At 66.6% G+C, this 22206-nt stretch carries 22 protein-coding genes and 2 tRNA genes; 13 read left to right on the top strand and 11 right to left on the bottom strand.

Annotation, left to right across the window (positions count from 1 at the left end):
- Positions 1-202: 202 nt before the first annotated feature.
- Complete coding sequence (locus AC1AYP_RS09030; RefSeq protein WP_476547606.1) at positions 203-880, top strand: nucleoside/nucleotide kinase family protein; 678 nt, start codon at positions 203-205, stop codon at positions 878-880.
- 40 nt (positions 881-920) lie between these two features.
- Here the strand turns inward: AC1AYP_RS09030 and AC1AYP_RS09025 are convergent, their stop codons facing one another.
- The 9 genes from AC1AYP_RS09025 to coaD all read right to left on the bottom strand — a co-directional run bounded on the left by AC1AYP_RS09025 (position 921) and on the right by coaD (position 8084).
- The gene (locus AC1AYP_RS09025) at positions 921-1355 is read right to left on the bottom strand and encodes a PIN domain-containing protein (protein ID WP_476503039.1); all 435 of its coding nucleotides are present in this window, start codon (positions 1353-1355) and stop codon (positions 921-923) included.
- Positions 1336-1674, bottom strand: coding sequence for a FitA-like ribbon-helix-helix domain-containing protein (locus tag AC1AYP_RS09020; protein WP_476547604.1), 339 nt, complete (start codon positions 1672-1674; stop codon positions 1336-1338). Before AC1AYP_RS09020 ends, AC1AYP_RS09025 begins: the two co-directional genes overlap by 20 nt.
- A gap of 186 nt (positions 1675-1860) precedes the next feature.
- Positions 1861-2418, bottom strand: a complete 558-nt coding sequence (gene ilvN, locus AC1AYP_RS09015) for an acetolactate synthase small subunit (RefSeq protein ID WP_476503041.1) — start codon at positions 2416-2418, stop codon at positions 1861-1863.
- A gap of 1 nt (position 2419) precedes the next feature.
- Positions 2420-4375: an acetolactate synthase large subunit gene (locus AC1AYP_RS09010; protein WP_476547602.1), complete on the bottom strand. Its 1956-nt coding sequence runs from the start codon at positions 4373-4375 to the stop codon at positions 2420-2422.
- A 230-nt stretch (positions 4376-4605) separates the two neighbouring features.
- The gene (gene rnc, locus AC1AYP_RS09005; RefSeq protein ID WP_101621811.1) at positions 4606-5328 is read right to left on the bottom strand and encodes a ribonuclease III; all 723 of its coding nucleotides are present in this window, start codon (positions 5326-5328) and stop codon (positions 4606-4608) included.
- Positions 5329-5493: 165 nt separating this feature from the next.
- A complete protein-coding gene (rpmF, locus tag AC1AYP_RS09000; RefSeq protein ID WP_476503043.1) occupies positions 5494-5688 on the bottom strand; it encodes a 50S ribosomal protein L32 in 195 nt (64 codons plus the stop codon).
- A 96-nt stretch (positions 5689-5784) separates the two neighbouring features.
- Positions 5785-6396, bottom strand: a complete 612-nt coding sequence (locus AC1AYP_RS08995) for a YceD family protein (RefSeq protein WP_476503044.1) — start codon at positions 6394-6396, stop codon at positions 5785-5787.
- A 97-nt stretch (positions 6397-6493) separates the two neighbouring features.
- On the bottom strand, positions 6494-7354 hold the full coding sequence (locus AC1AYP_RS08990; RefSeq protein WP_476547620.1) for an ATP synthase subunit B family protein: 861 nt from the start codon (positions 7352-7354) through the stop codon (positions 6494-6496).
- Positions 7355-7568: 214 nt separating this feature from the next.
- Complete coding sequence (gene coaD, locus AC1AYP_RS08985) at positions 7569-8084, bottom strand: pantetheine-phosphate adenylyltransferase (RefSeq protein ID WP_476533049.1); 516 nt, start codon at positions 8082-8084, stop codon at positions 7569-7571.
- A 187-nt stretch (positions 8085-8271) separates the two neighbouring features.
- Here coaD and AC1AYP_RS08980 point away from each other — a divergent pair, with 187 nt between their 5' ends.
- Positions 8272-8598: a DUF3039 domain-containing protein gene (locus AC1AYP_RS08980; RefSeq protein WP_476503046.1), complete on the top strand. Its 327-nt coding sequence runs from the start codon at positions 8272-8274 to the stop codon at positions 8596-8598.
- Positions 8599-8826: 228 nt separating this feature from the next.
- Here the strand turns inward: AC1AYP_RS08980 and AC1AYP_RS08975 are convergent, their stop codons facing one another.
- Positions 8827-9837 carry an aldo/keto reductase gene (locus AC1AYP_RS08975; RefSeq protein WP_476533048.1) on the bottom strand — a complete coding sequence of 337 codons (1011 nt, stop codon included), beginning with the start codon at positions 9835-9837 and terminating at the stop codon, positions 8827-8829.
- Between the two features lie 159 nt (positions 9838-9996).
- Between AC1AYP_RS08975 and AC1AYP_RS08970 the strand changes: the two genes are divergently transcribed.
- The gene (locus AC1AYP_RS08970; RefSeq protein WP_476547600.1) at positions 9997-10428 is read left to right on the top strand and encodes a MerR family transcriptional regulator; all 432 of its coding nucleotides are present in this window, start codon (positions 9997-9999) and stop codon (positions 10426-10428) included.
- Between the two features lie 152 nt (positions 10429-10580).
- On the opposite strand, the gene AC1AYP_RS08965 is transcribed toward AC1AYP_RS08970, so the two are convergent.
- Positions 10581-11900, bottom strand: coding sequence for a nicotinate phosphoribosyltransferase (locus AC1AYP_RS08965; protein WP_476533046.1), 1320 nt, complete (start codon positions 11898-11900; stop codon positions 10581-10583).
- 303 nt (positions 11901-12203) lie between these two features.
- Here AC1AYP_RS08965 and AC1AYP_RS08960 point away from each other — a divergent pair, with 303 nt between their 5' ends.
- The 10 genes from AC1AYP_RS08960 (at position 12204) to AC1AYP_RS08915 (ending at position 22193) form a co-directional block, all read left to right on the top strand.
- On the top strand, positions 12204-12830 hold the full coding sequence (locus tag AC1AYP_RS08960) for a Pr6Pr family membrane protein (RefSeq protein WP_476503050.1): 627 nt from the start codon (positions 12204-12206) through the stop codon (positions 12828-12830).
- Positions 12831-12888: 58 nt separating this feature from the next.
- Positions 12889-13653 (top strand): ribonuclease PH, encoded by a 765-nt coding sequence (gene rph, locus AC1AYP_RS08955; RefSeq protein WP_476533045.1) that lies wholly within the window; start codon positions 12889-12891, stop codon positions 13651-13653.
- A gap of 45 nt (positions 13654-13698) precedes the next feature.
- Complete coding sequence (locus AC1AYP_RS08950) at positions 13699-14421, top strand: non-canonical purine NTP pyrophosphatase (RefSeq protein WP_476547598.1); 723 nt, start codon at positions 13699-13701, stop codon at positions 14419-14421.
- Positions 14422-14520: 99 nt separating this feature from the next.
- Positions 14521-14596, top strand: a tRNA-Thr gene (locus tag AC1AYP_RS08945).
- 100 nt (positions 14597-14696) lie between these two features.
- Positions 14697-14777 (top strand) — tRNA-Leu (locus tag AC1AYP_RS08940).
- Between the two features lie 60 nt (positions 14778-14837).
- Positions 14838-15839, top strand: coding sequence for an AEC family transporter (locus AC1AYP_RS08935; RefSeq protein WP_476503053.1), 1002 nt, complete (start codon positions 14838-14840; stop codon positions 15837-15839).
- A 200-nt stretch (positions 15840-16039) separates the two neighbouring features.
- Complete coding sequence (gene pgi, locus AC1AYP_RS08930) at positions 16040-17740, top strand: glucose-6-phosphate isomerase (RefSeq protein WP_476503054.1); 1701 nt, start codon at positions 16040-16042, stop codon at positions 17738-17740.
- Between the two features lie 158 nt (positions 17741-17898).
- Entirely contained in the window at positions 17899-18741 is an 843-nt protein-coding gene (locus tag AC1AYP_RS08925) for a hypothetical protein (protein ID WP_476547596.1), read from the top strand.
- A gap of 166 nt (positions 18742-18907) precedes the next feature.
- Positions 18908-21094: a S8 family serine peptidase gene (locus AC1AYP_RS08920; RefSeq protein WP_476547594.1), complete on the top strand. Its 2187-nt coding sequence runs from the start codon at positions 18908-18910 to the stop codon at positions 21092-21094.
- Positions 21095-21269: 175 nt separating this feature from the next.
- Positions 21270-22193 (top strand): DUF362 domain-containing protein, encoded by a 924-nt coding sequence (locus AC1AYP_RS08915; protein WP_476503057.1) that lies wholly within the window; start codon positions 21270-21272, stop codon positions 22191-22193.
- The last annotated feature ends 13 nt before the right edge of the window (positions 22194-22206 follow it).

Here is a 22206-nt window from a genome sequence, read left to right as displayed (position 1 = left end):
TATTCATATCAGTTAGCATAGCGCATCACTGTATTGACAATATCTTCACAATAATTGCTTCTATTTTGTATAGCACTATACAAAACTATGGTACATTTATGTACTACAAGGAGAGCAATGGAAGGCGGTGAAGCTTCCGGGGCACTCCAAGGCAAACACATGCGGATGCCGCAACCCGCACATTCCACAGGAGGAAACGACGATGACCGTCCATATCGCAGATTTCGAAGAAGCCAAGTCCCGCGTCGCCCAGCTGCTCGCAACCCATGAGCGCGTGATCCTCGGCATCGTGGGCGCGCCGGGCGCCGGCAAGTCCACGCTCGCGCAGCTCCTCGCCGAGGCGTTCGCAGAAGGCGTGCCCGGCGGCGATGCCGAGCCGAAGGACCATTTCGCCGCATGGGTGCCGATGGACGGCTACCATCTGGCCGACGTCGAACTCAGGCGTCTGGGCCGTCTGGAGCGCAAGGGCGCGATCGACACGTTCGACGCGCGTGGCTACCGCTCCCTGCTGCGCCGCATCCACGAGGGCGAGGACGGCGTCATCTATGCCCCGATGTTCGAGCGTGACCTGGAGCAGCCGCTCGCCGGTGCGATTCCCGTGTTCCCGTGGACGCGCCTCGTCGTCACCGAAGGCAACTACCTGCTCGATGAGGCCGACGCGTGGCAGGACGTGCGCGCGGCCATGACCGAGGTCTGGTACGTCGACGTCGACGACGAGCTGCGCCGCGAGCGTCTCGTCGAACGCCATGTCAGGTTCGGCAAGACTCCGGAGCGGGCGCGCACGTGGGTCATGGAGGTCGACGAGGTCAACGCCCGCCGTATCGCCGCCTGCCGTGACCGCGCCGACGCGACCGTCTCCCTGCCACCGCTCGACCTGTGAGCGGACGGGGGCGGTGTGGTGCGCCGCCGGTGCCCGCGCGCTACCGGCGGCCGTGCTCCCACGGATTGACGAGTGTGACCCCGGTGCCCTCGAAATCCTTGACGTTGCGCGTCGCCACGGCCGCGCCGTGCGCCCGCGCAATCGCCGCGATCATCGCGTCCTGCATGCCTATGGGGTGCCCTGATGCCCGTCGTGTGGCGACGATGGCGGCGTAATATGATGCGGCTGCGGTATCGAAAGGCAGTGTCCGCTGCCGGAAGTTGTCGATGATCGCCGACGTGGTCTGTTTGAGTGTCTCCTTCCTGCGTGATTCCGGCAGCAGGGCGATGCCATACAGCAGCTCGGCGATGGTGATACTTGTGGTGTGAAGGGTCTGAAGGCGTTGTGATATGACCCAATCGCGGACGTTGACGTTCATGGGACTTCTGCTGGTGACTTCGCTGATGACGTTGGTGTCAAGGACGGTGATCATCATCGTCCCCGCAATCTTCATCGTCGTCTCCAAGGCCGAGGTCTACGGAACGTGGCCCGAAATCGTAGGTATTGCGCGGCGGGCACAGCTCCTCGTCCGGTCCGAGGCCTTCGCCATCGAGCAGACGCTGCATTTCCGCCACGAGATCGGCGGAGGTGGTGATGCGGTGCGCCAGATACTCGGTGGTGCAGTCCTCCAGCAGCGAACGCACCTCCGCCTCCATCGAGCGGTTGTTGTCCTTCGCCATCTTCTTCAGCGTGGCCAGACAGTCCGCGGGCACCTTGCGGACTGTGATGGTGCCGGTCGCCTCGCTCGTGCTCATCGTCGCCTCCTCGCCGTTTCGTCATGGCAGCCCCTCGTGCTGTCATGATGCAGTCATATATGCAAGCATAATGCTAGCAGATGAATGCCAAGGAAAAGGGGGTTTGGGAATGTCTTGCGACACTCCCAAACCCCCTATGTTCCCTATGCGTGGGTCACCCAATCGGCGGCAGGCCGATGACTGAACTCAGCGGCCGGTGATCTCCGAGCCGAGGACCTTCTCGCTCAGCGCCTTCGGGCCGCGGGTCACGGCGACCGCGCCGGAGCGGACCAGTTCGATCACGCCGTAATGCTCCAGCAGGCCCAGCAACGCGTCGATCTTGCCTTCCGCACCGGTCGCCTCGATGGTGAGCGACTCCGGGTTCACGTCGACGACGCGCACGCGGAACAGGCGCACGATCTCGAGCACGTCGGAACGGTTGGACTCGTCGGCGGCCACCTTGATGAGCACGAGCTCGCGCTCCACCGTGGTGTTCGGTTCGAGTTCGACGATCTTCAGCACGTGCAGCAGCTTGTTGAGCTGCTTGATGATTTGCTCGAGCGGCACGGCCTCCACGTCGGCCGTGACGGTCACGCGCGAGATGTCCGGGCGCTCGGTGGGGGAGACGGACAGCGAGTTGATGTTGAACGCGCGGCGGGCGAAGAGTCCCGCGATGCGGGCCAGCACGCCCGGGCGGTTCTCGACCAGCACGGACAGCGTATGACGCTCGGAGCCGGGCTTGGAAGCAGGATAGTTCGCGGGCATGTCAGTTCTCCTTTCCATCCGACGCGTCGGCGGCCTCGCGGGCCTCCTCGGCGGCGTTCACGTACGCGTCGCCCTCGGTATCGTCCAGCAGGGGCTTGACGCCCGGCTTGTACGTCACCTCGTCGTTCGACGCGCCGGCGGCGACCATCGGCCACACCATCGCGTCCTTCCACACGCGGAAGTCGATGAGCACCGGACGGTCGTCGATCGCGTTCGCCTTCTTGATGGCCTCGCGGGCCTCCTCCTCGGTGAACACGCGGAACGCGACGCAGCCGTAGGCCTCGGCCAGCTTCACGAAGTCCGGCACCTCGAGCGGCAGCTCGCCGGCGGCCGCCTGCGCGTCGCCCTCGGCGCCGTGCGCCTCGCCGTCGAGCAGGTTCGTCTGCGAGTAGTGGTGGTCGTAGAACAGGGTCTGCCACTGGCGGACCATGCCGTACACGGAGTTGTTGAGCAGCGCGATCTTCACCGGCGTGCGCGCGAAGAACGCGGCCGCCAGCTCCTCGCTGGTCATCTGGAACGAGCCGTCGCCGTCGATGAGCCACACCGGCTTCCTGCCGTCGAACTCGCGGGCCGAGCCCACGGACGCGCCGATCGCTGCCGGCAGGCCGTAGCCCATCGTGCCGAGGCCGCCGGAGGAGATCCACGACTTCGGGTTCTCGAAGTCGATGAACTGGGACGCCCACATCTGGTGCTGGCCCACGCCGGTCACCCAGATCGTGGACGGGTCGGCCATGTCGGAGAGGGTCTTGACGACCCACTGCGGGGCGAGCGAGCCATCGGTCGGTTCGTCCCACGTCATCGGGTACTGCTTACGCCAGTAGGCGATGCGGTCCCACCACGGCTTGTGGTTCGGCTTCGGCGTGATCGCCTGCGCGCGTTCGATCTCCGGGATGAGGTCGTCGAGCACGGTCGCCACGTCGCCGACGATCGGCACGTCCGGCGTGCGGTTCTTGCCGATCTCCGCCGGATCGATGTCGATGTGGATGACGCGCGCGCCGGGCGCGAACGCGTCGAGCTTGCCGGTCACGCGGTCGTCGAAGCGTGCGCCGATTGCGACGAGCAGGTCGCAGCGCTGCACGGCGCCGGTGGCCGCCACCGTGCCGTGCATGCCGAGCATGCCGAGGTTGTGCGGGTCGGAGTCGGGCACGATGCCGCGTGCCGGCAGCGTGGTGACGATCGGGGAGTCGGTGAGTTCCGCGAGACGCTTCACCTGCGCGCCGGCGTTGGAGCGCATCGCGCCGCCGCCGACGTACAGCACCGGGCGGTACGACTGGTTGAACAGCTTCGCCGCGTCGGACAGCACGCGGCCGTGCGCCTTCGTCGTCGGGTTGTAGCCGGGCAGGATCATGCGCTGCGGCCACGAGTAATACATGTCGCCGACCTGCGCGGTCTTCGTGAGGTCCACGACGACCGGGCCGGGGCGGCCGGTGGCGGCCACGTGGAACGCCTCGGCGAGCACGCGCGGGATGTCCTGCGCGCGGGTGACGAGGTACGAGTGCTTGGAGACCGGGTAGGTCATGCCGACGATGTCGGCCTCCTGGAACGCGTCGGTGCCGATCGCGTTGACGCCCACCTGGCCGGTGATGACGACCATCGGCACGGAGTCCATGTTCGCATCGGCGATGGCGGTGACCACGTTCGTGGCACCCGGACCGGACGTGACGATGCACACGCCCACCTTGCCGGTGGCGATCGCGTAGCCTTCCGCGGCGTGGCCGGCGGCCTGCTCGTGGCGCATCAGGATGAACCGGAACTTCAGGTCGTCGTTGATCTGATGGTAGACGGGCAGGATGGCCCCGCCCGGGATGCCGAACACGTCGGTGACGCCGAGATCCTCCAGCGAACGGACCAGCGCCTGCGCGCCGGTCATCTTCTCACCGTCGACGATGGTCTGCCTGTCGCTCACGGGCGTTTTGGGCACGCCGCTGAAAGCCTGCAAAGGCGTGGGTAAAGCCATAATCCCTCTCACACTTCACTTACTGGTCCATGGCCGCCCTTCTCCGGGCGTGTGGCCCGAACCGCAGGCGGCCCCGTTGCATGGAAAGCCGGGTCGTGGCCGGCTTTCGCGCGTGTTACCAGTCTATGCGTTCCGTGGATGTTTGCGAGATATGGCCCAATGGGCGGAACGCGCGTCGCCCCGGACGCGTGTGTTCCGCCCGTGCGTTCCGCGCGTCCGAGGCGACGGAATCAGTCGGACAGCTTGTGCCAGGCGATCTCCGCCGCGGCCAGCTGCGCCTTGCGCTTGCTGGAGCCGCGCGCGGTGCCGAGCACCGTCTCGTCGTCGCCGAGCGTGACGCGCGCGGTGAACACCTGCGCGTACTCCGGTCCGGAGACGGACATGTGGTAGACGGGCTCCGGCCTGCCGAGCTCGTGCGCCTTCACCGTCAGCGAGGTCTTCCAGTCGAGCGCCGGGCCTTCGGTCGCGACCTCGGCGAGCGTGTCGTCGACGAGGCGGTGCACGACCTCGCGCGCGCCGTCGATGCCGTGTTCGACGAACGTCGCGCCAATCAGCGATTCGACGATGTCGCACAGGATCGAGCTCTTCGAGGCGCCGCCCTGCGCCGCCTCGCCGCGGCCGAGCAGGATGTACGGCTCGACGTGCAGTTTGGTGCGGGCGATCGCGCTCAGCGCCTCCTCGCTCACCGCCTTGGCCCTCATCTTCGCCAACTGGCCTTCGGTCATGTCCGGATGGACACGGAAGAGGGTCTCGGTGGCGACGAGTTCGAGCACGGCGTCGCCGAGGAACTCGAGACGCTCATAGTGCTTGACGCCGGGGTGCTCGTGCGCGAAGGAACGGTGGGTGAGCGCCTGCACGAGCAGGTCGGGGCTGATCGTCGTGCCCAGACGCTCCAGCAGTTCGTTCGCCGCGTCGGACGGGCCGGCGGTGCGGGTGGATGTGGTTTCGGTCATCATATGCTCCTTGATGTCCTTGGGGATTTCGCTGTCCTTCGGGCCGTTTGCGGACGGCCATATGAAAACGGCCGCATGAAAACGGCGTGCAGCTATGCGAAAGCCCCGCCACCCGTCGATGGCAGGGCTTTCTTCATGCCGTTATTCGTGGCTATGCCGCGATGATCACTTGGCGTGACCGGGGCGGATGGCCTCACGGTAGATGCGGCCGCGGAAGGAACCGCAGCTCGGGCAGGCCATGTGCGGCAGGGCCGGCTCGCCGCAGTTCGGGCAAGTCACGGTCGCCGTAGCGGTCGCCTTCCAGTTCGCGCGACGCGAGTGCGTGTTGGCGCGCGAGGTCTTGTACTTAGGCAGTGCCATTTCAGTATCCTCTGTTTCGTTCGAACATTGAGCTTAAGCGTTCAGTACTGTAACGCACCGCCTGTACAAAGACGGTGCGCACGCCGCCGCGTGTCGTCACTCGCCTTGTCCGTCGGCCTCCAGCTGCGCCTTCAGCGCGGCGAGTCCGGCGAAGCGGATGTCGGTGGTCTCGTGGTGGTGGTCCGGGTGCTCGTTCAGGTCGACGCCGCACTGCGAGCACAGGCCCTTGCAGTCCTCGCGGCACAGCGGCTGAAGCGGCAGCTTCTCGACGAGCGTGTCGCGCAGCAGCGCCTCGAGATCGGCGAACGCTCCGCCCTGGAGCAGCGGGTACGTGTCCTCCGACTCCTCCTCGCCGGCGATGATGTCCACCTCGCCCTTGCCGTCGTCGCGGCCGCGGTTCGCGTCGCGCTCGGATTCGTAGGGGAAGAACGCGGTCACGTCCACGCCCCAGTCGCGCCTGATCGGCTTGAGGCAGCGCGTGCACTCGGCGTGCACGGGCGCGGTGACGCGCGCGGTGAGGATGAGGCCGTCGACGATCGAGTCGAACGAGCCGGCGACGTGCACCGGCGCGCCCTCCTCGACGCCGATCACCTCGTCGCCGATGCCGCTCGGCGCGGGGAAGTCGGCGTCGACGGCCTTCGACTGGCCGGCGCGCGACGCGACCTGCGCGACGGAAACGGCCCACGGGGAATCTTCGGGACGGGACATGGTCCAAGCCTTTCTTTCGGTGTGTCTGTGTCTGTTGACGTGTCTGTGTCTGTTGACGTGTTTGTTGACGTTCGGTCTGTCCGGGGGCATCCGCCGGTCAGCGCGACTCGGGGTAGTCGCTGATGTCGAGGTGCGGCATCTGCTCGCCCGCCGACTTGCGGCGCTCGTAGAGCACGTTGAGCCCGGCGTCCACGTCGCCGCTCATCTTCGCGAGCTGGGAGCGCAGCGACTCCATCACCTTCGTCGAGTACTCGTCGGCGCCGCGCGTGAGCCGGTCGGCCTTCGTCTGCGCCGTGTTGAGGATCGTGCGCGCCTTCTGCCGCGCGATCTCGGTGACGTTCTCCTGTCCGGCGAGGAACTGCGCCTGCTCGTTCGCCTCCTTGACGATGTCGGCGGCGCGGCTCTGCGCGGAGGCGACGATCGCGTTCGCCTGCGTCTGCGCGCCCTCCAGCCGGCGTTCCGCCTCGCGCATGAGCGCGGAGGCGCGTTCCAGCTGCACCGGGAGCATCTTCTTCAGGTCGCTCAGCTGTCCGGCGAACTCGGCGCGGTCGATCTTCACCTGGTCGGGGAAGAAGATGCTGCCCTTCGCCTCCTCCAGCACGGCCTCCAGCCGGTCGATGATGTCGTAGACGGTGGTGAACTCGTCGCGGCTGGCGTCGATGTCGTCGTCATCGTCGTCGCCTTCGCGCAGGTCGGGCAGCGGGAACGGCGACTTGAGCACGCGCTCGTCGTCGCTGGCGTCGTTCCCGTCGCCGTCGGAACCGTCCGCGTCGTCGCCGTCCGCCGGAATCGTCGGCGCGGCGACGGTGGCGGAGCCGGGCGCGGCCTGCGTCGCGCCTTCCGGCGGCGCCGGGACGGCCGCCGGAGCGGGTGACGGGACAGGTGACGGCGCGGGCGGCGCGAGTGGGGCCTCGCCCGCCGCCGCGCCCGCATCGGACGGTGCCGGCGGCGCGATCATCGGTTCGAACGTCACGGGTGCGGAGCCGCCGTCGCCCGCCGGCGCGGGCGCGGCAGGCTGCGCCGTGAGGTCCACATAGCCTTCCGGACGCGCTTCGGCGCCGTCCGCGCCCTCCTGGTTGTCGTCTTGCGTTGCATCGGTCATGATGCGTTCCTTTCCTTCGACGCGCTCCCCGCGCGCCCACGATTGTCGGCGGCCGTCGCGTGCGCGGCCGTCACGCCCCGGCGCGTGCCTTGCGCGCGGCCGCCTCCCGCGACAGCGCCTCGGTGAGCATCGGCACCACGCAGTCGGGCACCATGCCGGTCACGTCGCCGCCGTGACGTGCCACGTCCTTGACGATGGAGCTGGAGATGTGCTCGAGCACCGGATCGGCGGGAAGGAAGACGGTCTCCACGTCGCCGATTTTGCGGTTCACGAGCGCCATGCCGAGTTCCGCCTCGTAGTCGCCGTTCTGCCGCAGTCCCTTCACGATCACGGTGGCGCCCACGTTCCGACAATAGTCGGTGATGAGGCCGTCCGTGGAGGCGACGACGACGTTCGCGCAGCCGTCTTTGGCGAGGGCGCGGCGGATGATGTCGACGCGGGTCTCGGTGGGGAACATCGGCGTCTTCGCCGCGTTCACCGCCACCACCACATGCACTTCGTCGAAGAAGCGCGCACTGCGTTCGATTACGTCAAGATGTCCGGCGGTCACGGGGTCGTACGAGCCGGGGCACACTGCTATGGTCATGGTTCACTAGCCTACCGCGTCGCGCCGCCAGCGTGCGGGAGGGCGCGACGATGCGGATGCGGCGGCGGTGGGCGTGTGCGACGGCGGCGGTTATGCGTGACGGCGGTTATGCGCGATGACGGCAACTATGATGGTGGGCAGTATATAAGCCCGACATAAGCCCAAAATGGCCATGCAGGAGGTCGCCATGATGAACGATGATCTGAACGATGACAGGATTCCCGCCGCATTCCTCGACGCGGACACGTCGTCGCCGCTGTCCGACCCGGATGCCGGCACCGGCACCGCGGTGCTTGAACGCCCGGAGGAGAAGGAGGAGACCAGCCGCTCCGACGACGGCGACGCGGACCGTTTCGCGCACTACGTCTCGCGCGACCGCATCGCCGAATCGCAGATGACCGGCCGCCCGGTGGTCGCGCTGTGCGGCAAGGTGTGGGTGCCCAAGCACGACCCGTCCAAGTACCCGGTCTGCCCCGACTGCAAGCGCATCTACGACGAGATGCGCGGCTGGTGACAAAGCCGGTGGAACGGAATCGGCCTTCGGCCGATACGATGTTTTCGCGGCCTTCCGGCCGCGGACTGCTCTCCCTCCGTCAGCCTTCGGCTGACACCTCCCTCGTCAGAGGGAGGCTTGGCCCCCTCTGACGAGGGGGCTCCCGGCGAAGCCGGGTGGGGGGAGAGACCGCGGCCGTAGGCCGCAAATGAATCGTATCGGCCGAAGGCCGATTCCTTTTCTTTGCGGCTATCGCAGCGAGATCTCGTCGATCTTGGCGAGTTCCTCGTCGCTGAACGTGGTGTTCTTGAGCGCGCCGATGTTGTCGAGGATCTGCTGCGGCTTCGAGGCGCCGGCGAGCACGGAGGTGACGACGCCGTCGTGCAGCAGCCAGGCGAGGCTCATCTCGGCGAGCGTCTGGCCGCGGGCGATCGCGATGTCGTTGAGCTCGCGGATTTGCTGGAGGCGTTCCGGGGTGAGCGCGGAGTCCTTGAGGAAGCGCGGGTCGAGGGCGATGCGGCTGTCGGCCGGCACGCCGTCGAGGTAGCGGTTCGTGAGCAGGCCCTGCGCGAGCGGCGAGAAGGTGATGAGTCCCTTGCCGAGGCGCTTGGCCGTGTCTTTGAGTCCGTTCCGCTCGATCGTGCGGTCGAAGATGTTGTAGCGGTTCTGGTTGATGACGAACGGCACGTGCAGTTCGTCAAGGATCGCCGCCGCCTTTTCCATCGTCGGGCCGTCGTAGTTGGACAGGCCGACGTACAGCGCCTTGCCGGAGTTCACGATCTGGGCGAGCGCGCCCATCGTCTCCTCGAGCGGGGTGTCCGGGTCCGGGCGGTGGTGGTAGAAGATGTCCACGTAGTCGAGCCCGAGACGGGTCAGGGACTGGTCGAGCGAGGCGATGAGGTACTTGCGCGAACCGTGGTCGCCGTAGGGGCCCGTCCACATCTCGTAGCCGGCCTTCGTGGAGACGATGAGCTCGTCGCGGTGCGCCTTGAAGTACTTGTTCAGCAGCAGCCCGCAGTTCTTCTCGGCCTGGCCGGGCTCGGGGCCGTAGTTGTTGGCGAGGTCGAAGTGCGTGATGCCGTTGTCGAACGCGGTGAACACGAGCTGCTTCATATGCTCGAACGGCGTCAGGTCGCCGAAGTTGTGCCAGAATCCGAGCGAGACGGCCGGCAGCTTGAGGCCGGAGGCCCCGCAGCGGTTGTAGGTCATGTGGTCGTAGCGGTCTTCGGCCGGCGTGTAGGTGGTGGTCGCTTCCAGCATCGATGCTCCTTGCGGTTGTTTCCGTGAATGTTCCGTGGTTACGCAATCATCGTCGCAATTCAAGTAGACTTGAACGCAAGTCGGCGTCCGCGGCGTGTCGCGCGACGGCGCGGCGCCGCGATGACGCGCGACGGCGAAAACGGAAAGGAACGGGACGATATGGCGACGTACACGATTCGCGAGGTGGCGGAACGCTTCCACATGCAGACCTCCACGCTGAGGTACTACGAGGACCAGGGGCTGCTCACGAACGTGGGGCGTGACGCGGCCGGACGCCGCGAATACGAGGAGTGCCACATCAACCGGCTGCGCGCCATCTGCTGCTTCAAGAACGCGGGCATGACCATCGATGACCTGAAACGGTTCTTCGCCTACGAGCAGGACGAGCCGGCGCATATCGACGAGATTCTCGACCTGCTCGAATCGCGCCGGAAGACGCTCGACGAGCAGCGGCGTGCGCTCGATGAGGCCGCGATGCACGTGCAGCGCAAACTGCACTACTACGGCGACATCAAGCGCGCGCTCGACGCGGGGGAGGTCCTACCCGACTGGAAGGACTACAAGACCCGCGTCTACACCATCGACTGCTGAGCCGGTCCGGTTCTACAGGACTGAGTCGCCGTTCTACAGAACGGTGATCTCAGTAGCTGAGCCGTGAAACGGACACCCCGGTGGGGTGTCCGTAGGCGAAGTGAGCGATTGCGCTATAGGCAATCGCGAAGGATTCCTACCGAGTCGCGGTGCTACAGAACCGTGATCTCAGTCGGAATCACCGGGTCGCCGCGCATGAGGCTCTGGGCGGCGATGGGAAGTTCGGCGAGGGCCTTCGCGCGGTATTCGTGCGCGTTGACGATCGCGTCGTGGCCCTGCCACTGGTGGTCGATTTCGCCGTGGTCGACGAACGGCACGAGCAGGTCCTTCCAACCCTCCTCCGGCGTGAACGCGGCGAGCTGGTCCTCGGAGCCGGAGACCACGTGCTCCACGTCGGCGAGATTGTACTCGTAGGAGCGGTAGGCGAGCTTCCTGCCCGGCACGGTCGCCTTGTTCTTCGACTTCTTTGCGACCGTCTGCATCGTGCCGTCCGCGCCCTCGCGTTCGGTGAGCTTGTACACCATCGCGCAGGTGGGCGCGCCCGAACCGGTGACGAGCATCGTGCCCACGCCGTACGAGTCGACCGGCGCGGTCTGGAGCGCGGCGAGCGCGTACTCGTCGAGGTCGTTGGTGACGGTGATCTTCGTGTTCGTCGCTCCCAGCGCGTCCAGCTGGTTGCGCACGCGCTGCGCCATCAGGGCGAGGTCGCCCGAGTCGATGCGCACACCGCCGAGCTCCGGGCCGGCCACTTCGACGGCCGTCTTCACGGCCTCCTCGATGTTATACGTGTCGACGAGCAGCGTCGTGTTCTTGCCGAGCGCGGCGATCTGCGATTCGAACGCCTGACGCTCGTTGTCGTGTACGAGCGTGAAGCAGTGGGCGGCGGTGCCGATTGCCTTGAGCCCGTACATCTGGGCGGCGAGCAGGTTCGCCGTGCCCTTGAAGCCGCCGACCACGGCGGCACGGGCGGCGGCCACGGCCGACCATTCGTTCGTGCGGCGTCCGCCCATGTCCATGCACGGGCGGTCCTTCGCGGCGGAGACCATGCGGGAGGCGGCGGAGGCGACCGCCGAATCGTAGTTGAGGATGGACAGCACGAGCGTCTCCAGCAGCGTGCATTCGCCGAACGTGCCCTCGATCTCCAGGATCGGCGAGTTCGGGAAGAACATCTCGCCTTCGCGGTAGCCCTTGATCGAGCCGGAGAAGTGGAAGTCCTCCAGCCACTTGATGGTCTCGGGGCTCACCACGTGCCGGTCGGCGAGGAAGCGCAGGTCCTCGTCGTCGAGATGGAAGCGCTCGAGCGCGTCGAGGATGCGGCCGGTGCCGGCGACCACGCCGTAGCGGCGGCCGGCGGGCAGGTGGCGGGTGAACACCTCGAACACGCACTTGCGGTTCGCGGTGCCGTCCTTGAGGCACGCGTCCAGCATCGTGTACTCGTACATGTCGGTCATCAACGCCGGTGAATAATCCATGTTCTCTCCTTCGCCCGTGGATACTGCACTGTTTTTCGGTGTTTTCGTTGCCAACCAGCCTACTCGCCGTTGCCCACGGTGCGCCAGTCCCCGCCCAGGTCCCGCCCAGGGCCCCGCCTAGGGCCGCCAACCTCCCATGGTGCGGTAAACGCTCATGGTGCGGTAGGCGATTTTCGTTGGAAAATGGCGGATTTGCGAAACCGCACCATGGGAGGTTTGCCGCACCATGGGAGTGGGCGGGGTAGGGGTGAGGGAAGCGGGGTGAGGGATGGGCGGGAAAGGGCGGCCGCGTACACTGGGGGTATGAGATTCTTCGCGGGATTGTGGCGGCTGGCGATCGCCGGCATGTGCTTCGTCGGCACCTACGAGGCGTGGCATCGGCCCGAATACTGGACGTACTTCACGTTCCAGACCGGATTCGCGCTCGGATTCGTAATGCTGTGGGCCGGCGCGGCCACGATCCTGAAGGGCATCCAGCCGCCCGCCTGGCTGAAGGGATGCCTCACCCTGTACGCGATCGTCACCGCCGTGGTCGCGTTCCTGCTCATGCCGCCCGACGACCCCGCCTACGTGCCGCAGGTGCTCGGATTGATGACGAACACGTGGCTGCACCGCGTCGCGCCGATCATGGCGGTCGTCGACTTCGTGCTCTTCGACCCGCATCGCCGGTTCCAGTGGCACTACATGTTCTCGTGGCTCATCTACTTTCCCGCGTACCTCGCGTTCGTGCTCGTGCGCGCCGCCATGTTCCCCACATCGGGCCCGGCGGCCGGCGGCAGCCCGTACCCGTACGCGTTCATCGACCCGACCGCGCTCGGATGGCCGCAGTTCGGCGTCAACTGCGGCAAACTCGCCCTGGGGTTCCTTGCGTTGAGCCTCATCGTGTTCGTCGTCGACCGCATCCTGCCTGAGCGGCAGCTGCTCGGCTGAAAGCGGACGGTCCTCGGGAGACGAGCCCGTTCCGGCCAAGTGGGGTAGGCTGGGCATCATGGTTGAAATCACAGACATGCTGGGCAATCGCTCCATCACCCGTCAGGACGGACGCAAGGTCGACGAACTGCGTCCCGTGCGCATCACCCGCCACTTCACCGACGCGCCGGAGGGCTCCGTGCTCATCGAATGCGGCAACACGCGCGTCATGTGCACCGCCACGTTCACCCCGGGCGTGCCCCGCTGGCGCAAGGACTCCGGACTTGGCTGGGTGACCGCCGAATACGCGATGCTGCCGCGCGCCACCAAGGAGCGCACCGATCGCGAGTCCGTCAAAGGCAAGATCGGCGGCCGCACGCACGAGATCAGCCGCCTCATCGGCCGTTGCCTGAGGGGCGTCATCGACATGAAGGCGCTCGGCGAGAACCAGATCCAGCTCGACTGCGACGTGCTCCAGGCCGACGGCGGCACGCGCACCGCATCCGTGACCGGCGCGTACGTCGCGCTCGTCGACGCCCTGAACTGGGCGGAACGCAACCACCACATCAAGTCCGCCGACAAGGCGATCAAGGACGTCGTCTCCGCCGTCTCCGTCGGCGTCATCAACGGCACGCCGATGCTCGACCTGCCGTACGTGGAGGACAGCCAGGCCATGACCGACATGAACGTCGCCATGACCGGCCACGGCGAATTCATCGAGCTGCAGGGCACCGCCGAACACCGCCCGTTCACGCGCGCCGAACTCGGCACGCTGCTCGATCTCGCCGAAAAGGGCAACAAGGAGCTGCAGGCCGCCCAGCGCGCCGCGCTCGCCCTCGACTGAGACGATTCGACGAACCGACCAGACCCACCGAACGAAGGAACCAGCATGAAGCTCGTGGTAGCCACGCACAACGAAGGCAAACTCGTGGAGATCCGCCGCATCCTCGCCGAGGATCTGGGCGACGACGCGGCGCAGGTGGAGCTCGTCTCCGCCGGCTCGCTGCACCTGCCCGACCCGGTCGAGATCGGCGTCACCTTCCAGGAGAACGCGCTGCTCAAGGCCCGCGACGTGGCCCGCCGCACCGGACTGCCCGCCATCGCCGACGACTCCGGCCTCATCGTCGACGTGATGGGCGCCGCCCCCGGCATCCTCTCCGCGCGCTGGGCCGGCGCGCACGGCCACGACAAGGCCAACAACGCGCTCCTGCTCGCCCAGATCGAGGACATCCCGGACGACAAGCGCACCGCGCGCTTCCGTTGCGCCGCCGCGCTCGTCGTGCCCGGCGACGCGGTGGACGCGACCGGCGGCGACGCCGTGGCCGCCGGGGACGCGGCCGCGCTCGCCGCCCATCACGAGATCGTCTCCGAGACGGTCGAGGTGGGGGAGATGCCCGGACGCATCATCCGCAAGGCCCGCGGCGAGCATGGCTTCGGCTACGACCCGATCTTCGTGCCCGACGACCAGCCGGGACGCACCAGCGACGACCCCGACCATGAGGGCGAGCCGCTGACCAGTGCCGAGATGACGCCGGCCGAGAAGAACGCGATTTCCCACCGCGGCAAGGCGTTGAAGGCGCTCGTGCCGGCCATCGAGGCGCTGCTGCGGTAGCGCGGGGATGCGGCGCGCGACACGCCGGGTTGCGTTTTGCGCGACGGCCCCTATACTTTTTCTCTTGTGCATGGGTAGCGAATGCTTCCCAAGCGCAAAGCCACTTTAGCTCAGTCGGTAGAGCGGCTCACTCGTAATGAGCAGGTCGTCAGTTCGATTCTGACAAGTGGCTCCACCACCCGGATTCGGTTCGCCGAATCCGGGTTTTTCGTTTCCCCGTCGTCTTCCGGCACCGTGCTCCGTTTTCCCAGCCGACTGATAGATTGTCTTCTTGCGCGCGAGTGGCGTAATGGTAGCCGCGCAGGATTTAGGTTCCTGTGTCTTCGGACGTGTGGGTTCGAGTCCCATCTCGCGCACGCAAACCTCGGGGCCCCGTCCAACCCGGTACCGCATGGCCGCGGGGTGGGGAGGGAACCATGACGGCGATACTCGGCCCGGCCTCGCTGCTGCTCATCATCCTGGCCGGATACCTGTTCAAGCGCTTCGGGCTGTTCGGCGCGAAGGACTACCGTGTCATCCAGACGGCCGAGTTCAACGTCGTGCTGCCGGGCGCCATCGTCTACTCGTTCGCCACGAACCCGCACGACGTGAGCTACCTGTGGATCAGCGTGTTCGCGTTCTTCTGCGCGCTCATCCCGCCCGTCCTCATCTACCTGACCACGCGCCGGCGCAACGTGACCGACCGCGCGTTCCTCATGCTCAACGGCGCCGGCTTCAACCTCGGCTGCTTCTGCTTCCCGGTCGTCACCTCGTTCTGGGGTGCGGGCGCGGTGGTGCCGGCCGCCATGTTCGACATCGGCAACTGCATCATGGTCGCGGCCGGCACGAACGTGATGACCCAGCAGCTGCTGCACATCCAGCCGGGCAAGACGCTCGCCGAACAGCATGCGGGCAGCGCGCCCACCCTGCCGTACGAGAAGCCGAAGGACCGGGACGCGAGGCGACTCGCCCGGCGCGCCTTCGCCAAGAACGTGTTCAAGAGCTTCTTCGGCTCCGTGCCGTTCGACACCTACATGCTGATGATCGTGCTCATGGTCGCGCACGTCCAGATCCCCGGCTGGATCGCGACCGTCATGCAGCCGTTGAGCGGCGCGAACGCGTTCTGCTCGATGTTCATGGTCGGCATGCTCATGGACCTGCCGCGTGACCGGCATGACGTCAAGGAGGTGCTGGCCGTGGTCGCCTGGCGCCTGCCGTTCGCCGTCGCGTTCGCGGCGGTCGCCTGGTTCCTGCTGCCGTTCACCGCGGAGATCCGCGCGGTGCTGGTGATCTGCGTGCTCGCGCCGATCGCGATCTTCTCCACGCTGTTCACCGACAAGGTGCTCGGCAACGCGAAGCTCGCCGGCTTCTCGCTCGCGTTCACCGCGATCATCGCCCTCGTGATGATGGCCGTCGCCCACGCGCTGATGGGCGTGTGACGTCCCGCCGCGCGTTCCGCCGCGTCCCGTCTCCACCGTTCCGTTCACCGCTACGTCGCCGGCGCGTAGCCGCGTGTTCTTTTTGTGTTCTTGTGTCCGCTTTTGTGAGTATTCTGTTGCGTGATACGGAACGGTAGGCGGACCGAGATGCAAGCGGCCCGCACGCCGTCTCCAATCAATGATGAAAGGAATGGAATCCTATGGCCATCAATCCGCCCGTTGACGCCACCACCACCCCGGCGTGGGTCGCCCTGCAGAAGCACTACGACGAGCTTCAGGCCGAGGGCATCAGCCTCAAGAAGTGGTTCGCCGAAGACTCCGACCGTGTCAAGGAGCTGAGCTTCGACGCCGGCGACCTGCACTTCGACCTGTCCAAGAACCTCATCAAGCCGGAGACCCTCCAGCTGTTCGTCCACCTCGCCAAGGAAGTCAAGCTCGGCGAGCGCATCAAGGCCATGTACAGCGGCGTCCACATCAACAACACCGAGGACCGCGCCGTCCTGCACACCGCGCTGCGCCGCCCGGTCGAGGACGAGGGCAAGTACATCGTCGACGGCCAGGACACCGTCAAGGACGTGCGCGAGACCCTCGACAAGATCTACGCCTTCGCCGACGACGTGCGTTCCGGCAAGTGGACCGGCGTGACCGGCCGCAAGATCGAGACCGTCGTCAACATCGGCATCGGCGGCTCCGACCTGGGCCCCGTCATGGCGTACGAGGCGCTCAAGCCGTACGCGGACGCCGGCATCTCCGCCCGCTACATCTCCAACATCGACCCGAACGACCTGGCCGAGAAGACCAAGGGCCTCGATCCGGAGACCACCCTGTTCATCATCGTCTCCAAGACCTTCACCACGCTGGAGACCCTGACCAACGCCCGCGAGGCCCGCACCTGGCTGCTCGAGGAGCTCGTCGCCAACGGCGCCATCTCCGACAACGACGAGGCCCAGAAGGCCGAGGCCATCAAGAAGCACTTCGTCGCCGTCTCCACCAACCTGGAGAAGGTCGAGGAGTTCGGCATCGACCCGGCCAACGCGTTCGGCTTCTGGAACTGGGTCGGCGGCCGCTACTCCGTCGACTCCGCCGTCGGCACCTCCCTGGCCGTCGTCTTCGGCCCGGCCCGCTTCGAGGAGTTCCTGCACGGCTTCCACGAGATCGACGAGTACTTCGCCAACACGCCGTTCGAGAAGAACGTCGTCGTGCTGCTCGGCATGCTCAACGTCTGGTACCGCAACTTCTTCAAGGCCGCCTCCCACGCCGTGCTGCCGTACGACCAGTACCTGCACCGCTTCCCGGCCTACCTGCAGCAGCTCACCATGGAGTCCAACGGCAAGTCCGTGCGCTGGGACGGCACCCCCGTCACCACCGAGACCGGCGAGATCTTCTGGGGTGAGCCGGGCACCAACGGCCAGCACGCCTTCTACCAGCTGATCCACCAGGGCACCCAGCTCATCCCGGCCGACTTCATCGCGTTCGTCAACACGCCGAACCCGACCAAGGACGGCGACCAGGACGTGCACGAGCTGTTCCTCGGCAACTACTTCGCGCAGACCAAGGCGCTCGCGTTCGGCAAGACCGCCGACGAGGTGCGCGCCGAGGGCACGCCGGAGGAGATCGTCCCGGCCCGCGTGTTCACCGGCAACCGTCCGACCACCTCCATCTTCGGCGTGGCCCTGACCCCGTTCGCGCTCGGCGAGCTCATCGCCCTGTACGAGCACATCACCTTCGTCGAGGGCACCGTGTGGGGCCTCGACTCCTACGACCAGTGGGGCGTCGAGCTCGGCAAGCAGCTCGCCAAGCAGATCACCCCGGCGATCTCCAAGGACGACGAGGCCCTCGCCGCCCAGGACGCCTCCACGAAGTCCCTGATCGAGTTCTACCGCAAGAACCGCGAGTTCTGATTCCGTGAACCCGATTCCGGCGAAGCCGGGCGGGGACGGGGCCGATGAGACATCGGTCCCGAATCGGAACGCATGATGATGCCCGGCGTCGAAGAGGCGCCGGGCATCATCCGTATACGACGAAAGCGCCATCGGCGCCAAGGAGAGACAGGAGATACATGGTGGCAAGCAATTCGCAGAGGAAACGCAAGGCCGCACGCCGCAATGCGCGGGGCGGCCGCGCCGACGCATCGCAGACGCGCGAACGCCGCGAACGGCCGCGCTCCGGCGCGCCGGAACCGGCACGGCGCGCCGGTGGCGGCCGGGACGGGCGTAACGGTCGGCCCGGCTTCGGCATGACCGTGCACGGCGAGTTCACCGTCGTCATCACCCAGCTCGTCGCCTATGCGCTGTTCTTCGGCATCGTCTATACGCTCGGCGTGCTGACTCCCGGCGGCATCATGGGTTCCGGCATGCTCGCCATGTCCGCCACGATGCTGCTCATCGTCGGCTGGCCGTTCGGCGGCGACGATTCGCAGGCTGTGTTCGGGCGCGCCGTGGCCGCCGCCACGTTCGTGGTCTCCGCGATCGTCGTGCTGCCCAGCGAGTTCTACACGGACGTGACCTATATCCGTTGGGCCGCGTATCTGGTGATCGCCGCTGCGCTCGTCGTCGCCGCGTCGTTCCTGTGGAACAACCTCCAGCGGGGCAAGGGCAGGGACGACGGCTACACGCGCGTCGGCGTCACCGCCGGATTCACCACGCTGTGCGGCGCCTCGTGGATCTTCCTGCCCGCCATGTATTCGGACATGTCGAAGCCCGAGGCCGCCTCCTCCGTCGGATGGACGGTGTTCATCGTGCTCGTCGTGGCGGCCGTCGTGCTGCTGCGCGTCTCCACGAAACGCTGGAACGCGCTGGAGAAACCCGGCGCGTACTCGTGGCTCGGCATGGGTATGGTGCCGGTCATGTGGTTCGGACTGGCCGTGTTCCTCGCCTCCTGCGCCACCAACTGGCTGCTGTGAGCGTTGGGCGTCTGTGACCGGTCGGGGCCTTCCGGTTTCACGATGCGGTCAGTCCGCCGCATCGTAACATGTCCTTCCTAAAGTGCCGTTCGTCATCGCGGATCGCATCCACATACGTGGGGCGGTCCGCTTGTGCGTTATGCACGGATTGGAAGAGAGGAAAGTCATGCAGCACTTTGCGCTGACCAGGAAGTTCGCGACCGCATGCGCCGCGTTCGCCATGGCGCTGTCGTGCGGCGCCATGGGCGTCGCCTCCACGGCGCACGCCGCCGACGCGACCCCGGTGTACTCGCCGGTCGAGCAGTCCGATGCGGCCCGCAACTACGCGGTGAACCTGCCCGAAGGCTCCGGCGAGGCCCAAATCAAGGCCGCCGTCGCCGAGGCGGAGGGTATGGGCGACGTCGTGGCGCTGGCCCAGTACCCGCAGTTCGGCACGTTCTTCGTGCAGGCCAAATCGAAGAGCTTCGCCAAGGACTACGCCGAGAAGGCCACCGCCGACGGCATCGCCATCGACTCGGTCGGCACCACCCGCCAGGCGCGGGTGACCGGCAACGAGGACGTGGTCGACAAGGGCGCCGCCAAGGATGGCGCGAGCACGTTCTCGCTGAACCGCATGGACGCGAACAGCCAGTTCGCCAAGGAGGAGTCGCTGCAGAACGACCCGTACACCACCGCCGACAAGGCATGGGGCGTGCTTGCGCTCGGCGCGGACAAGGCCAACGAGACGCTGAAGGCCAAGGGCGTCTCGCTCGCGCCCGTGACCGTCGGCGTCATCGACTCCGGCGTCGACTACCGCCATGCCGACTTCAAGAACACCGACGGCACCAGCCAGATCGATGATTCGCTTTCCGTGGACTGCTCCACGAACGGCATCGCCACGCAGGCGACCAAAGCGAACGGCGACAAGCCGTGGATGCCGACCGCCAGCTCGCACGGCACGCACGTGGCCGGCACCATCGCCGCCGCCTCCAACGGCATCGGCGTCGACGGCGTCGCCCCGACCGTCAAGATCGCGGCCATCAAGGCCATGAACGACGGCGGCTTCCTGTACCCGGAGTACGTGACCTGCGGCTTCGCCTGGTCCGCGGACAAGGGCATCGACGTGACGAACAACAGCTACTACTCCGATCCGTGGGAGTTCTGGGTGCCGTCCGACCCGACGCAGACCGCCGGCTACGAGGCCGTACGCCGCGCCGTCGCCTACGCCACGTCCAAGGGCGTGACCAACGTCGCCGCCGCCGGCAACTCCGATCAGAACCTCGACGATCCGTCCCCCGACAACGGCAGCCCGAACGACGTCGAAGGCGATCCGGACGGCAAGACCATCATCAAGAACCGTGACGTGAAGAACGGCGTCGACATCCCGGCGTCTCTGCCCGGCGTCGTGACCGTCTCCGCGGTCGGCGAGACCGATTGGGGCAAGCTCGGCAGCTACTCGCGCGCCTCCTTCTCCAACTACGGCAAGAACAGCATCGACGTGGCCGCTCCGGGCGTGAATATCGCCTCGACCGTCGACCCCGATCTCGACAAGGCCAACTACGCCTACTACAGCGGCACCTCGATGGCGTCCCCGCACGCGGCCGGCGTCGCCGCCCTCATCAAGGGCGTCCACCCCGACTACACGCCCGCCCAGGTGCTCGACCTCATGAAGAAGCAGGCCAAGGAGAACTACGGCCAGCTCGCCGACCCGTCCGCGGACGCCGGCAAGGAGTACCGCGGCGCCGGACTGGTGAACGCGCTCTCCGTCGTCACCGAGGACCAGCCGGAGCCGAACGTCTCCGACTCCTCCGTGGAATACTCCACCGACGGCGGCACGACGTGGAACCCGCTCGAGAACGCGACCGTCAAGGGCAAGGCCACCATCCGCGCCACCGCCACCGGCGCCGTGCAGGCCTTGAAGATCGAGACCGCCGGACAGTCCAAGACTGTGACCGCCGAGAAGAAGACCTACGGCAACACGCTGACCGCCAGCGTGGACGTCGACTTCGGCACCGTGGCCGCGAAGGCCAGGTCCGCTTCGACGGACGGACAGGCCGTCACCGTCACGGTGACCGATCTCGACGGCAAGACCACATCGCCGCTGTCCGTGTCCTACTCCTCCGCCCCGGCGGATGCCGAACCGGAACCCGAGCCGACCCCGAACCCCGGCACCGGCAGTGGTTCCGACAGCACCGGACAGTCCGGAGCGACGTCCGGGAACGGCGCGGCCGACTCCGGCAAGGGCGAGACGAACGCCTCCGCCGCCAAGCCGACGCTGTCGAGCACCGGCAGCACGGTCGCCGGCATCGCCGGCGTCGCGCTCCTGCTCGCGGCCGTCGCGACCGCGCTCGCCGTGCGCCGCAAGCGCGCGTGAGATGCGTATGACCGCGGACCGGTCATACGCGACAAGGCGTAGGCCATGAACCCGATGCCCGACATCCCCACGGATGCCGGGCATCGTTCTTTTGCCGGGGTGAGGGAACGAGTTCACGCGGACGAAGTATCCTTGGAGACGGGAAACCGACCGTCCGGCAGCAAGGAGGCACCACATGACGGAGACGACGCCCAGAACACCCGGAACCTACGAGACCGACTATCCGATGGCGGCCAAAGTCTACTTCACGCGCGACATCAGCCCGGCCGGGCTGATGCGCGTCTACGAGGCGCTCGGCGCGAAACCGCAGGGCAAGGTGGCCGTCAAACTCAGCTCCGGCGAAGGAGGCAACACGCACTACCTGCAGCCGGCGCTCATCAAGGACCTCGTGCAGCGGCTCGACGGCACCATCGTCGAATGCAACACCGCGTACGCGGGCACCCGCGACACCACCGAACACCATTGGAAGACCATCAAAGAGCACGGGTTCCTCGACATCGCCCCCTGCGACATCCAGGACGAGGACGGCGAGATCGAAATCCCCGTGGAAGGCGGCAGGCGCATCACCGCCGACATCGTCGGCTCCCACTTCCCGAACTACGACTACTACGCCGTGCTCTCGCACTTCAAAGGCCACATGATGGGCGGCTTCGGCGGCGCGCTCAAGAACATCTCCATCGGCATGGCCTCCTCGCGAGGCAAGAAACGCCTCCACTCCGGGCAGGACGAGATTCTCGCCAACCCGTTCAGCGGCGACCAGGACGCGTTCCTCGAGGCGATGGCCGAAGCCGCCACCGCCGTGTTCAACACGCTCAAAGGCGAGATGTGCTTCATCAACGTGATGAACAACCTGTCCGTCGACTGCGACTGCGACGGCAATCCGCACGCGCCCGTCATGGCGGACATCGGCATCTGCGCCTCGCTCGACCCGGTCGCCGTCGATCAGGCGTGCGTCGACATGGTGTACGTCTCGCACGACAACAAGGAGCCGCTGATCGAGCGCATCGAATCGCGCCACGGCATCCACACCATCGAGCACGCCGTCGAAATGGGCCTCGGCAGCCGCGAATACCAGCTCATCGACCTCGATTTGCGCTGAATCGAAAGGAATC

This window comes from Bifidobacterium sp. LH_424 (assembly GCF_056356895.1).
Note: the sequence above shows the minus strand (reverse complement) of the source record. Positions and strands in the feature narration are given on the sequence as shown.